At 71.6% G+C, this 13,918-nt stretch carries 9 protein-coding genes; 3 read left to right on the top strand and 6 right to left on the bottom strand.

Annotation, left to right across the window (positions count from 1 at the left end):
- Positions 1-177: 177 nt before the first annotated feature.
- Together ACZ63E_RS16375 and ACZ63E_RS16380 are read right to left on the bottom strand one after the other, a co-directional pair.
- Positions 178-777, bottom strand: a complete 600-nt coding sequence (locus tag ACZ63E_RS16375) for a hypothetical protein (RefSeq protein ID WP_465336789.1) — start codon at positions 775-777, stop codon at positions 178-180.
- Positions 778-780: 3 nt separating this feature from the next.
- Positions 781-1,161 carry an LppU/SCO3897 family protein gene (locus tag ACZ63E_RS16380; RefSeq protein WP_465336790.1) on the bottom strand — a complete coding sequence of 127 codons (381 nt, stop codon included), beginning with the start codon at positions 1,159-1,161 and terminating at the stop codon, positions 781-783.
- A gap of 144 nt (positions 1,162-1,305) precedes the next feature.
- Between ACZ63E_RS16380 and ACZ63E_RS16385 the strand changes: the two genes are divergently transcribed.
- Complete coding sequence (locus ACZ63E_RS16385) at positions 1,306-2,712, top strand: PI-PLC domain-containing protein (protein WP_465336791.1); 1,407 nt, start codon at positions 1,306-1,308, stop codon at positions 2,710-2,712.
- 6 nt (positions 2,713-2,718) lie between these two features.
- Here the strand turns inward: ACZ63E_RS16385 and ACZ63E_RS16390 are convergent, their stop codons facing one another.
- Complete coding sequence (locus ACZ63E_RS16390; RefSeq protein ID WP_465336793.1) at positions 2,719-4,614, bottom strand: hypothetical protein; 1,896 nt, start codon at positions 4,612-4,614, stop codon at positions 2,719-2,721.
- Positions 4,615-4,804: 190 nt separating this feature from the next.
- On the opposite strand from ACZ63E_RS16390, the gene ACZ63E_RS16395 reads away from it, so the two are divergent.
- The gene (locus ACZ63E_RS16395) at positions 4,805-5,962 is read left to right on the top strand and encodes an FAD-dependent monooxygenase (RefSeq protein ID WP_465336795.1); all 1,158 of its coding nucleotides are present in this window, start codon (positions 4,805-4,807) and stop codon (positions 5,960-5,962) included.
- On the opposite strand, the gene metH is transcribed toward ACZ63E_RS16395, so the two are convergent.
- Positions 5,944-9,585, bottom strand: coding sequence for a methionine synthase (gene metH / locus ACZ63E_RS16400; protein ID WP_465336797.1), 3,642 nt, complete (start codon positions 9,583-9,585; stop codon positions 5,944-5,946). The two genes, ACZ63E_RS16395 and metH, sit on opposite strands and share 19 nt — an antisense overlap.
- A 227-nt stretch (positions 9,586-9,812) precedes the next feature.
- Between metH and ACZ63E_RS16405 the strand changes: the two genes are divergently transcribed.
- A complete protein-coding gene (locus ACZ63E_RS16405; RefSeq protein ID WP_465336798.1) occupies positions 9,813-10,673 on the top strand; it encodes a TIGR03619 family F420-dependent LLM class oxidoreductase in 861 nt (286 codons plus the stop codon).
- 50 nt (positions 10,674-10,723) lie between these two features.
- On the opposite strand, the gene ACZ63E_RS16410 is transcribed toward ACZ63E_RS16405, so the two are convergent.
- Positions 10,724-12,106: a sugar porter family MFS transporter gene (locus ACZ63E_RS16410; RefSeq protein WP_465336799.1), complete on the bottom strand. Its 1,383-nt coding sequence runs from the start codon at positions 12,104-12,106 to the stop codon at positions 10,724-10,726.
- Positions 12,107-12,891: 785 nt separating this feature from the next.
- Positions 12,892-13,893, bottom strand: coding sequence for a zinc-dependent alcohol dehydrogenase family protein (locus tag ACZ63E_RS16415; RefSeq protein ID WP_465336801.1), 1,002 nt, complete (start codon positions 13,891-13,893; stop codon positions 12,892-12,894).
- Positions 13,894-13,918: the final 25 nt, after the last annotated feature.

The raw sequence follows: 13,918 nt of genomic DNA on the forward strand, positions 1-13,918 counted from the left end.
CTTTCCGGTGTCCGCGCACACCTGTTCCACGGGATAATGACCACGCACGGCCCGGTGGAGTACCGGATCCGCGCGGCGATTTCGCATTAATCGCCGAATGGCGCGGCGAACACGACAGAACGGACATTCGATCTTTCATTCCGTGAGCATTTACCGCCCATTAACGGGAAATCGTGATCATTGATTTCCCGGTGATTCTTTTTCCCGCCCGAGCATGATTCCGGCGACCCGTGGCAGGACGACGGCGTTCCAGCCGCCCATCCCGGTGGCCAGTGCCGGCTCCGGGCCGCCGGTCCACACGCGCACCTGTCCCGCGCGCAGGTCCGTGCCGAGCACTGCCGCCCACGGCACCTTCTTCCCGGACCACCGGCAGCGCCGCAGGCCCTCGGCGTCGGCGTCGATCCGCGGGCGGCGGCCGAACCGGGCGGTGGCGCCGGCGGTGATCGCGTCGGCCGCGGCGCCGGCGATCCGCGGGCAGGCCGCGCATTCGACCAGTTCGACCAGCCGCCGCCAGGTCTCGCGCGCGTCGTCCAGTTCGCCGCCCCGGCCGAACGCGTCGAAGACGAACCGGCCGCGCACCGGGCCCGCGGCCAGGCCGAGCGCGTAGCTGGCCTGGCGCGGCCGGGCCGCCGCCGCGTAGGCGACCCGGTCGACCTCGGCCAGCCGGAAGACCCGGTCCCCGATCACGATCACGTCCCCCGCCGCGGCGAGTGTGCGCCCGCCGCTGGAGACCCGGAGCCCGCCGGACCCGGTGAACGAGAACTTCCCGGCCGCCACGGGTTACTTGCCGGTCTTCGCCAGGCAGAGCACCACGCCGGTCTGGCCCTCCTTGCCTTCCCAGAACACCTGGTCCGCGTCCGGGTAGGCGGTGCATGCGCTGACCTGCGCTTCCGTCTGCGTCTTGTCCTCGATCCGCGCGACGACCTTCAGCGTCGCGTTCGCCGCGCCGCAGTCGACGATCTTCACGTAGTTCTCGCCGCTTTCGGTGACGCAGTTACCGGCTTGCGCGTTCTCGCCGTTGTCCCGGGTCGCCACCCAGACCAGGGCGAGGATCGCGGCGACGACGACCAGGAACACGGTGAGCACGATCTTCTGGCGCCGCTTCGGCTTCTTGGGCGCGGCCGGCGGCTGGGCCGCCCCGGGTTCGCCGGTGTGGGTCATGGTGTTTTCCTCCCTCGAAAAACCGGTTGTCACCTCCTGGGCGTTCCACGGCCGTTCCACGACGTTCCACCGGAGTTCGAGACAGCGTCCCGCTCGGACGGCCAGGATGGGGCGAGCCCCGTTCGCCGACGTGAGGACCCGAGGATGACCCGACTGCCCGCTCTGGCCGTCTCCGCGATCACCGCCGCCGCGCTGCTCACCGCCGGCACGGCCGAGGCCGCGAGCCCGCCCTTCACCGGTTCGGTGTTCCGGGCCACCCACAACAGCTACTCGGGCAACGTCGACGGCGCGAAGAGCTCCATCGCCTACCAGCTCGCCCACGGCGTCCGGTTCATCGAGCTCGACGTGCACGACAACGGCTACGCGACGAACCACGACTACGGCGTCGGCCACGACTCGCCCGGCAACGCCGTGGACCACAGCGGCGGCAACCCGGCGTCGAACAACCTGCGCGACTGGCTGGCCACGGTGAACTCGTGGTCGGCGGCGCACCCGGCGGCCGCGCCGATCGTGGTGATGCTCGACCTCAAGGACAACCTGACCGACAACACCTCCTACGCGGCCGGCAACCTCACCGCCGTCAACCAGGAGCTGGAGTCGGTGTTCGGCGGCCGGCTGCTGCGGGCGCAGGACTACCCGGCGGGCCAGCCGACGGTCGACGCGCTGCGCGGGCGGGTGCTGCCGCTGCTGTCCGGCGACGCCGGGACGCGTGCCGAGTACAAGCGTGACGTCGGTTCCCACCCGGCGGTCGCGCTCAACGGCCGTGGCCAGCTCGTCGAGGTGCACGACTCGGGCGCCGGCGCGCTCTGGTACTGGACCGGCACGTACGGCGCGGACGGGCGGGTCACCTGGCTGCGGCACGGGAAGTACGACAACGGCCAGACGCCGGCCGTCGCGCTGAACGACAACGGCGACCTCGTCGAGGTGCACCAGTCCCAGAGCGCGTCGACGCTCTGGTCGCACGTCGGCAAGCTCGGCGCGGACGGCGAGATCACCTGGCAGGCGAGCCGGCAGTACGACAACGGCGTGCTGCCGACCGTCGCGTTCACCGACGGCACCCACCTGCGGGAGATCCACCAGAGCCAGAGCACCAGCCAGAACTGGGCCTGGAACGGCACCCTGGCGGGCACGACGGTGTCGTGGACCGGCAACACCAAGACCTCCGACGCACGGTTCGCCAAGGACGTCGCCACGAACGGCAGCCGGCGGGTGAAGGTGTGGACGGGCGCGGACGGCCCGACGCCGTCGAACACTCTGCGCGTGGACACCGCGAGCGTCGCCGGTGACCGGATCCGCTACCGGCAGGTCGCGTTCGACGAGTTCCAGAAGGGGGACAGCGCGGAGCTCCAGCAAGGTGCGCTGTTCTACGGCGCACCCGCGACGGAGTCGGCGTTCATCACCGCCGCCCGCGGCTCCGGCAAGCTGGTCCGCGGCTGGGACTTCGACTCCGAAAGCCAGGCGACCACACCGCTGGCGAGCTACCCGGCGACGAACCACCCGTACGACGCCTGGTACCAGACGCTGCTGACCCGGAACGGCGCCGTGGAGTAGGCACCCTCAGCCGGGGCGGTAGCAGCAGCGGGTCCCGGTGCGGACGCCGTCGCGCAGGACGTCGCCGATCACCGCGTCCGCGGCGGCGATGCGAGTCAAGGCCCGCCGGATCGCCTTGCCCACGGCGATCCGGGCCTTCTCCTCGGCTCCGGCGAACTCCCGCACCCGGCCGGCCAGGCCCGCGGCGGCGGACAGCTCGCCGAGCAGCCAGTCGCGTTCGCTCCGCACCCGCTCGGCGCGGCCGTCGTCGTGGTTGGCCTCGTGCTCGTCGAGCTCGGCCTCCAGGGTGGCCAGCCACCGGCGGTAGTGGCTGGTGGCGGCCGGGTCGAGCACCGGCTGCGCGGACGTCGCGGCGGGCCGCACACCGGGCCCGGCGGCCAGCTCGACGGCCGGCAGCTCGTGGTCCGGGTACTCCAGCAGGGTCGCGAGGTAGCCCATGCCGACGCTGTGCTCGACGAGCACCGACCGGGCGCCGAGGCTGACCAGCCAGTGCTTGCCGTGCCGGTGGCAGGTGACGCGCCCGGCGGCCGGTCGCGCGGGGGCGTCGGGCAGGACCATGCCGAGCTCCGCCGCTTCCTTCACCGCCGCGGCCCGCTCGCGCTCGGCGCCGGCCGAGCCCGGCAGCAGCGCCAGCGCCTGCGCGAGCCGGGCGCGGGAGAGCGCCGCGGCCGGCCAGTGCGCCAGGGCCAGATTGTCCCGCACCGCGGTCCGGAAGTGCCCGGCCGCGCGTTCGGGCTCCCCGGCGGTCAGCATCGCGACGCCGAGCGCGTGCTGCACCGAGCCGAAACACGCGACGCCCAGGCTGGCCGTCATCGGCAGCCGGGCGAACGGGGTCAGCAGCGCGTACGCGGCGAGCGCCGATTCGACGTCCGAGAGCAGGCACGCGGACTCGACGATGCCGTACATCGCGACCAGCCAGCTGCTCGACCGCGGCAGCAGCGCCAGGTCACGGCCGCGCAGCCGGGCCAGGGCGCCGGCGGCCTCACGATGGTCTCCCGCCGCCGCGGCGGCCACGGCCAGCGCGGCGACCGGCGCGTTGTCGATCGCGCTCAGCGTGGGCGAGTTCGCCGTCTCCCTCAGCACGGGCGCCAGCTCCGCGATCCGGCCCTGGTACCAGCGGATGGCGACCAGCTGCGCCGCGTACCAGGCGGGCGCGTCCGCGTCGCCGGCGCGCTCGCCGCGTTCCGCGCAGGCGGCGGCCCGCGCTTCGGCCCCGGCGAAGTCGCCCGCGCGGATGGTGAGCATGACGTCGACGGCGTCGAGCACGAACCCGACCGCGAGGTGGTCCCGCTCGGCCAGCTGCCCGCGCAGGTCGGCGAGGCCGCGGCGGGCGTGCGGGTCGCCGTCGAGGAAGAGGTCGACCGTGCGCCAGAGCAGGCCCATCAGCAGGTCGCTGCGCCGCGAGGTCCGGAAGCCTTCGGTGATCAGCTCCTGCGCGAGCGCGCGGCGCTGCCCGCCGTGGTCGGGCCCGAGCAGGCAGTGGTGGGCGAGGCTCGCGGCCTCCGCCCAGGCCACCGGGTCACCCGCGCGCTTGGCCTCTTCCAGCACCGCGAGGATCCGGTTGCTCTCCCCCGCCACGTAGTCGGCTTCGCCGGCGATCCGGGCCTTGAGCCGCAGGGCCAGCGACGAACCGGGCTCCACCGCGTCACGGGCACTGCGCAGCCTCGCCTGCAGCAACGCCGCGGCGGGCGCGCTGCGGTGCTCGTGGACCCACAGCCCACCCAGGCCCAGCGCGGCGCGCGCCATCGCCGTGCCGTCGGCCGCGGCCTCGGCGGCCCGGTACGCGCGGTCGAACCACTCCCGGCCGGCGCGCAGGTCACCGTCGACGCCGAGCGCGTGTTCGCCGTGGCCCAGCAGCACTCCGAGACCGCTCGGCGCCGGGCGGGTTCCGCTGTCCAGCACTGGCCGCCCCCTCTCCCCGGCGAAGATGGTCCCCCCGGAACCGAACCGGGTCAACACGGGAAACCCGCGCCGGTGGCCGGGAATTTTCCGTCCTCGGCCGTCCATTCGGGACAGTCACGCACCGGACGCCGACGGTGACCGTCAGCGGACGGCCAGGGAACGGTCAGCGCCGCCCGGGAAGCTCCGGGGCATGAAGAACCTCACCGTCCTCATCTCCGGCGCCAGCATCGCCGGCCCCGCCCTCGCCCACTGGCTGACCCGCTACGGCTGCACCGTCACCGTCGTCGAACGCGCCCCCGCGGTGCGGCCCGGCGGGCAGGCGGTCGACTTCAAGGGTGACACCCACCGGACCGTGCTCGAGCGGATGGGCATCCTCGACGACGTCCTGGCCCGCCAGACCGGCGGAACCGACCAGACGATCATCAACGCCGAGGGCCGCGCCCAGGCGGTGATCCCCGGCGAGTTCACCGGGGGCGAGATCGAGATCCGCCGGGGCGACCTGGCCCAGCTCCTCTACGAGCGCACCGCCGAGCACTGCGAGTACCTGTTCGGGGACACCATCACCGCGCTGGTCGAGACGCCCGACGGCGTGGACGTCACCTTCGCCAACGCCGCACCCCGCCGGTTCGACCTGGTGGTCGGCGCGGACGGCATCCACTCGAACGTCCGGCGGCTCGCCTTCGGCCCGGAGCGGGACTACGTCCGCTTCCTCGGTCACTACTACGCGCTGGCCGAGCTGGGCGAAGAGGTCGCCGACGGCGACGCGGTGATGTACAACGAGCCGGGCCGGATGACCGCGGTCGGCGGGCCGAAGGCGTCGGCGTTCTTCGTGTTCGCCTCGCCGGAGCTGGACTACGACCGCACGGACGTCGCGAAGCAGCGGAAGCTGGTGGCCGAGGCCTACCGCGGCGCCGGCTGGCGCGTGCCCGAGCTGATCGCGAAGGTCCCGCAGGCTCGCGAGTTCTACCTGGACTCGCTCGCCCGCGTCACGATCGACCACTACTCGCGCGGCCGCGTGGTCCTGCTCGGCGACGCCGCGTACGGCAACACGCTCGGCGGCTTCGGCACCGGCCTGGCGATCGTCGGCGCGTACGTGCTCGCCGGCGAGCTCCTGGCGGCCGGCGGCGACCACCGGACCGCCTTCGCGGCGTATGAAGAGCAGTTCCGCGGCTACGCCAAGATCTCCCAGCGCGGCAGCGCGGGCCCGTTCCTCGCGCCGCCGTCCCGGCTGCGGATCAAGCTGCGGGACTGGACGTTCAAGTCCCGCTTCCTGCTCCGCATGATGCTCAAGGCGACCGACAACTTCGCCACCGACATCGCGCTGAAGGACTACGCCTCGGGCTCGTAGGCCAGGTTCGGCCGCAGCCACTGCTCGACCTCGGCGACCTCGACCCCCTTGCGGCGCGCGTAGTCCTCGATCTGGTCGCGGTTCAGCCGCCCGACGGTGAAGTACTTCGAGTCCGGGTGGGCGAAGATCAGCCCGGACACGCTCGCCGCCGGGGTCATCGCGAACGACTCGGTCAGCGCCATGCCCAGCTCGTCCGCCTCCAGCAGCTCGAACAGCTCGCGCTTCTGGCTGTGGTCGGGGCTGGCCGGATACCCGAGCGCCGGGCGGATGCCGCGGAACCGCTCCGCGTGCAGGTCTTCCAGCAGCGGGTCGGCGTCCGGCTCGAACCAGTCGCGGCGGGCCTTGAGGTGGATGTGCTCGGCGAAGGCCTCGGCGAGCCGGTCGGCCAGCGCCTTGACCATGATCGCGCGGTAGTCGTCCTGCTCGGCCTCGTACTTCGCGGCGAGCTTCTCGGCCCCCTGGATGGCGACGGCGAACCCGCCGAGGTGGTCACCCGCGGGCGCGATGTAGTCGGCGAGGCAGCGGTTCGCGCGGTCCAGCGGCTTCGACGTCTGCTGGCGCAGCATCGGGAAGCCGACGTGGGCGAACTCGCCGTCGAGCAGGATGTCGTCTCCCTCGCGGTGCGCCGGCCAGTACGCGTACGCGCCCTTCGCGGTGAAGCTGCCGTCGGCGATGATCTGGTCCAGCAGCGTGTTCGCGTCGTCGAACAGCTCCCGCGCGACCGGCTGCTCCAGGATCGCCGGGTACTTGCCCTTGAGCTCCCAGGCCAGGAACAGGAACTGCCAGTCGACCATTTCGCGCAGCTCGGTGATGCTCGGCTCGACCACCCGCACGCCGGTGAAGGCCGGGGTCGGCAGGTCGTCGAACGACACCTTCTCCGGGTTCGCCCGCGCCTGCTCGAGGGTCAGCATCGGGCGGCGCTGCTTGTTCGCGTGCTGCTCGCGCAGCACCTCCTGGTCGGCCCGGTTCCGCTCGGCCAGCTCGATCGACCGGTCCGGGTCCAGCAGGTCGGAGACGACGCCGACCACGCGCGACGCGTCGAGCACGTGCACGGTCGCGTTGTCGTAGGCGGGCGCGATCCGGACCGCGGTGTGCTGGCGGGACGTCGTGGCCCCGCCGATGAGCAGCGGCAGCTTCAGCCCGCGGCGCTGCATCTCGGTGGCCACCGAGACCATCTCGTCGAGCGACGGCGTGATCAGCCCGGACAGCCCGACCGCGTCCGCCCCCTCGGTGACGGCGGTGTCGAGGATCTTCGCCGCCGGCACCATCACGCCGAGGTCGATCACCTCGTAGTTGTTGCAGCCGAGCACCACGCCGACGATGTTCTTGCCGATGTCGTGGACGTCGCCCTTCACCGTGGCGAGCACGACCTTGCCCTGGCCGTTGGACACCTCGGCGCGCCCCGCAAGCCGGGCTTCCTCCTTCTCGGCCTCCATGAACGGCTCGAGGTAGGCGACCGACCGCTTCATCACGCGGGCGCTCTTGACCACCTGCGGCAGGAACATCTTGCCGGAGCCGAAGAGGTCGCCGACGATCTTCATGCCGTCCATCAGCGGGCCTTCGATCACCTCGAGGGGCCGCGCCAGCTGCTGCCGCGCCTCTTCGGTGTCGTCCTCGATGAAGTCGACGATCCCGTGCACGAGCGCGTGCGAGAGCCGCTCCTGCACGGTGCCTTCGCGCCAGGAGAGGTCGACGACCCGCTTGGTGCCGCTCCCCTTGACGTTCTCGGCGAAGCTCACCAGCCGGTCGGTGGCGTCCTCGCGGCGGTCGAAGAGCACGTCCTCGACCAGCTCCAGCAGGTCGGCCGGGATGTCCTGGTAGACCGCGAGCTGGCCGGCGTTGACGATGCCCATGTCGAGCCCGGCCTGCACGGCGTAGAAGAGGAACGCCGAGTGCATCGCCTCGCGGACGACGTCGTTGCCGCGGAAGGAGAACGAGAGGTTCGAGATGCCGCCGCTGGTCCGGGCGCCCGGGCAGCGCTCCTTGATCCGGGGCAGCGCGTCGATGAACGCCTTCGCGTAGCCGTTGTGCTCGCTGATGCCGGTGGCGACGGCCAGCACGTTGGGGTCGAAGATGATGTCCTCGCCCGCGAACCCGGCCTTCTGCGTGAGCAGGTCGTAGGCGCGGCCGCAGATGTCCACCTTGCGGTCGGCGGTGTCGGCCTGGCCCTGCTCGTCGAAGGCCATCACGACCACACCGGCGCCGTAGTTGCGGATGACGCGGGCCTGGGCGAGGAACGGCTCCTCACCCTCCTTGAGGCTGATCGAGTTGACGACGCCCTTGCCCTGGATGCAGCGCAGGCCGGCTTCGAGCACGGTCCACTTGGAGCTGTCGACCATGACCGGGATGCGGGCGACCTCGGGCTCGGTGGCGATGAGGTTGAGGAAGGTCGTCATCGCCTGCTCGCTGTCGAGCAGGTCGGCGTCCATGTTGACGTCGAGCAGGTTCGCCCCGCCGCGGACCTGTTCGAGCGCGACGTCGACGGCGGCCTGGTGGTCGTCGGACTCGATGAGCCGCCGGAACCGCTTGGAGCCGGTGACGTTGGTGCGCTCGCCGATCATCACGAACCCGGTGTCGGCGCCGATGCCGAACGGCTCGAGGCCGCTGAACCGCGTGTGGGTGCGCGGCGCGGGCACTTCGCGCGGGGTGACGCCTTCCGCGGCGGCGGCGATCTTCTTGATGTGGGCCGGGGTGGTGCCGCAGCAGCCGCCGACGAGGTTGACCATGCCATCGCGGGCGAAGCCGCCGATCAGCCCGGCGGTCTCCTCGGGCGTCTGGTCGTACCCGCCGAAGGCGTTCGGCAGCCCGGCGTTCGGGTGACACGCGACGTAGGTGTCCGCGAGCCGCGACAGCTCCTCGACGTGCGGGCGCATCTCTTCCGCGCCCAGCGAGCAGTTGACACCGACGACCAGCGGCTTCGCGTGCTCGATCGAGCTCCAGAACGCCTCGACGGTCTGGCCCGAGAGCGTCCGCCCGCTCAGGTCGACGATGGTGACCGAGATCCACAGCGGCAGGTGCGGCGCGACGTCGCGGGCCGCGGCGATGGCCGCCTTGCAGTTGAGCGTGTCGAAGATCGTCTCGATCATCAGCAGGTCGACGCCGCCCTCGGCGAGCCCGGCGATCTGCTCGGCGTACGCGGCCTTGACCTGCTCGAACGTGACGGCGCGGTACGCCGGGTCGTCGACCTTGGGCGACAGGCTGAGCGTGACGTTCAGCGGGCCGATCGAGCCGGCGACGAACTTGCCGCCTGCCTCCTCGGCGGCCTGGCGCGCCAGCTGCGCCCCGCGGACGTTCATCTCGTGGACGTGGCTCTCCAGCCCGTAGTCGGCCTGGCCGATGCTGGTGGCGGTGAAGGTGTTCGTCGTGGTGATGTCCGCGCCCGCGGCCAGGTACTGGCGGTGCACGTCGAGGATGACGTCCGGGCGGGTGAGGTTGAGCAGGTCCGGGTCCCCGGTGACGTCGTGGGTGTGCTCGCCGAAGCGGTCGCCGCGGTAGTCGGCCGGGGTCAGCCCGGCGCCCTGCAGCATCGTTCCCCAGGCGCCGTCGAGCACCGCGACCCGCCGGCCGAGCAGCTCGCGCAGGCGCGCGGTGGCGTCGGACTCTCGCGGGGTGTTGGGGTTCACCGGCAGCCTCCCTCGGTCGGGAGGCGCCCTTGGGTGGTCGTGCCGGCCGAGCGTGGCGGACCCGGGGTCCGTTGCAGCGCCTCTCGACCTGTGACCCACGGTAGCGGACCGAGGCCCGGGCACGCCATCTTGCGGACTGCTCTGTCCACGGACTGGGACGAATCCGGCAGCAACCCGGCAACACGGCCCGCCTTGAAAACTGAAACACGTTCTAATACGCTCCTCGCGTGGACTACGGAATCGTGCTGTTCACCAGCGACCGAGGCATCACCCCGGCTTCCGCGGCCCGCGCCGCCGAAGCCGCCGGGTTCGCCACCTTCTACGTGCCCGAGCACACGCACATCCCGGTGAAGCGCGAGTCGCCGCACCCGCGCACCGGGGACGCTTCCCTGCCCGACGACCGCTACAGCCGCACGCTCGATCCGTGGGTCGCACTGGCGACGGCGGCCGCGGTCACGTCGCGGATCCGGCTGTCCACCGCGGTGGCGCTGCCCGTCGAGAGCGACCCGATCACGCTGGCCAAGACGATCGCGAGCCTGGACCACCTCTCCGGCGGGCGGGTCACGCTCGGCGCCGGGTTCGGCTGGAACGTCGACGAGCTGACCGACCACGGGGTGCCCGGCAACCGCCGCCGCACCGCGCTGCGCGAGTACCTCGAGGCGATGAGTGCACTGTGGACGGAGGAAGAAGCCGCCTACGCCGGGGAGTTCGTCTCCTTCGGGCCCAGCTGGGCGTGGCCGAAGCCGGTCCAGCCGCACATCCCGGTGCTGCTCGGCGCGGGCCCGACGGAGAAGACGTTCCGCTGGATCGCGCGCCACGCCGACGGCTGGATCACCACCCCGGCCGACACCGACCTGGACGGGCATCTGGCCCTGCTCAAGGAGATCTGGCGCGACGAAGGCCGCGAAGGGGCGCCGCGGGTCTGCGCCCTCGGAGAACGCCCGGACCGGGAGCGCCTGGCGCACCTGGACTCGATCGGCGTCACCGAAACCGTCTTCGGGCTCCCGGACCGGGCACCGGAGGAGGTCGAAGCGTGGGTCGGCCGGCTCGCCGGCAAGCTCGGCCTGGTCACCGCCCCCGCACACTGAACCGGCGGGACACGGAAGATCCGCGTCCCGCCGGTGCCGACCACCCGGGGTCAGCTCGCGGTCACGCCCTGGCGCGCCCGCAGGTCGAGCTCGATCTGCTCCAGGGTGCGCCCCTTGGTCTCCGGGACCAGCCACTTGGTGAGCACGAACAGCACCACGTTGATCCCGGCGAACAGGAACATCGAACCGCCGATGCCGAGCGAGCCCACGGCGGAGATGAGCGGGAAGACCGCGCTCACGATGCCGGTCGCCGCCCAGAGGACGACGCTGCTGACGCCCATGCCCGCCGCGCGGTACTTCAGCGGGAACACCTCAGCCATCATCACCCAGACGACCGCGCCCCAGCCGAGCTCGTAGCCGACCAGGTACAGCACCATCATCACCAGCATCAGGATGCCGCGGGTGCCGGTGTCGTGGACGTTCAGCACCACGAGCCCGGCCGCCGCCAGCGTCACGACCATGATCACGTTGCCGATGAGCAGCAGCGGCTTGCGGCCCCAGCGGTCGACGACGAACACGACCCACGCGGTGAACAGGAACTTCGTGACACCCAGCAGCACGCCGGACAGCAGCGCGGCCTGGGTGGCGAAGCCGAGGCCGATCAGCATCGTCGGGAAGTACGCGTTGATCGCGTTGACCCCGCTGAACTGCTGGCCGACGGCGAGCAGGATCGCGACGACCATCATCGGGCGCACGAAGCCGGAGAACAGCTCGCGGAACCGCGGCTTGGCCTCGGTGTCCAGCCGGATGACGTCGCGGATCGTCTCGATCTCCTCGTCGAGGTTCACGGAGTTGCCGTGCGCGCTCGCCAGGACCCGCCGGGCTTCCTCCTCCTGGCCGTTCTTGAGCAGCCAGCGCGGGGTCTCCGGCAGGAACGCCAGCCCGACCAGCAGGATCGCGGCGGGCACGATGGCGCCGGCGAACATCCAGCGCCACGCGGAGATCGGGCCGAGCCAGTAGCTGACCAGGAACGCGATCAGGATGCCGAGCACGATGAAGATCTGGTTGAGCGCGCCCATGGCGCCGCGCAACCGGGCCGGCGCGAGCTCCGACAGGTAGGTCGGCACCGTCGAGGACGAAAGCCCGATGCCGAGGCCGATCACCAGCCGCGAGATCACGAGCAGCGCGAACGTCGGCGAGAAGCTCGCCGCGAGCGTGCCCACGATGACCACCACCGCGGCGACCATGATGGTGCGCCGCCGGCCGAGGGCTTCGTTGATGCGGCTGGAGAACAGCGCGCCCACGATCGCGCCGACCGAGAGGCTGGCGGTGATCACACCCTTGTCCCAGGCGGTCAGCGACCACGCTTTCCCGATGAACGGGAGCACCCCGGAGATCACCCCGAGGTCGTAACCGAACAAGATGCCGCCGAGCGCGCCGAAGAAGTACAGCGTGGTTCGGCTGATATGCCGCGGCGGGGCCGTCTGCGTCATTGCCGGGTCGCCTCTTTCATAGGTTCAGTCCAGCCAGCGGGGACCACACTCACACGCCGGAAAAAACCGGGCAAGGCAGTCCTGATAACAATTCAGAAACGTGATCGCCGTTCACATATGTGATACCGCTTGGCGCACAACGTTACTCCGTCCGCGCGAGCGCCGATTCGGTACACAGTGGACACGATCTGTCTCGTACGGCGGTTCAGGAATCCTTTGTGGATGATTACGGAAAGCGAAATCCGCGCGCGATTTGCGACGGTGCGTGAACCGGTTTCCGCTGAGCGGGAAATAGCGCAGAGGCGTTCAGCCACCTGAACGGACGGGCTGGCGCGTGAGCACGGCGCCGAAGCCAGACCGCGCGGGACACAGCCGCGTCGAGGCGGGGTCGCCACACGACCGCGGGAGCCAACGGAGCCTCAGCCTCGCCGAGGCGGCTTCAAAGCGGGATCCGCGGGCCACCCAAGTGGGCGGGGCGCGGTGAGGAAGGAGTCCGGGGGTGCGCGGACCGGCGTCGGCCGGAAGGGGGTTTCAACCCACCCCCAGGCGGTTGAAACCCCCTCCCCGCGCCCCCAGACCCGGACGTCGCTCCCAGCAGCCGCAGCCTGCTCGGGCGCTGTCCCGGTGACTATCACTCTCCCCGGTGCGGCCCGCGGCCGCCAGTCCTGCCGAAAGAGGACTTTTTCGCCCGGCCACACCGCGTTTACCTGCGGAAACGCGCCTCGGAGGTACGGATATACCCAGCCGGACCGGCAAAACTTACCCGCGGGACAGCGGCCGCGCCCTCAGGCGCTCTCCAGCACGACCTTGCCGACGTGCGCGCCGGACTCGAGGTGCTTGAGGGCGTCCTCGACCTCGTCGAAGGCGAACCGGCGGTCGACGACCGGCCGCAGGCCGGACTGCTCGATGGCCCGGTTCATCGCCTGGAACGTCGCGCGGGAGGCGTTGGTGAGCCCGCGCAGGGTGAGCTGCTTGACCAGCACGAGCACCGGGTCGGCCGCGCCCTCGTGGGTCAGGACGCCAGCCACCGTGACGTGCCCACCATAGCGCGCGGCGATCATCGACTGGCCGATCGTGCCGCCGCCCCCGACGTCGACGACGTGGTCGACCCCGCCGCCGGTCAGCTCGGCCACGGCGGCGCCCCACTCCGGCGTCGTCGTGTAGTTGAGCGTGTCGGCGGCGCCGAGCGCGCGCAGCCGCTCCAGCTTCGTGTCGGAGCTGGACGTCGCGATGACGCGGGCGCCCCCGAGCACCGCGAACTGCAGCGCGAACGTGGACAGGCCTCCGCTGCCCAGGGTGAGCACGGTCTGGCCCGGCGCCAGCCGGCCCTCTTCGACCACCGCGCGCCACGCCGTCACGCCGGCGCTGGGCAGGGTCGCCGCCTCGGCGTAGTCGAGGTGGGCGGGGACGGCGACCAGCGCGTCCGCCGGGAAGACGGCGTACTCGGCGAGCACCCCGTCGAGGGTGCCGGCGAGGTCGTCCGCCGTGTTGTGCGGCGTGCCGGGGCCCGACTGCCAGTCCGGGAAGTACGTCGCCGCGACCCGGTCACCCGCGGACCAGGCGCCCACTCCCTCGCCGACCGCGACGACCTCGCCCGCGCCGTCGGACAGCGGGACGACGTCCGCCTTCACCGGCTTCGGGTAGAAGCCCTTGATGATCATCAGGTCGCGGGCGTTGACCGCCCACCCGCGCATCCGGACCAGCACCTGCCCCGGGCCGGGCTCGGGGGTGTCGCGCTCGCCCACGACGAGCTGGGCGCCGGGACGCGGCAGGGAAAAATACTTCACAGCGGCTCCAAGGGTGCGGGAACTC

The organism is Amycolatopsis sp. NPDC104819 (assembly GCF_055583145.1).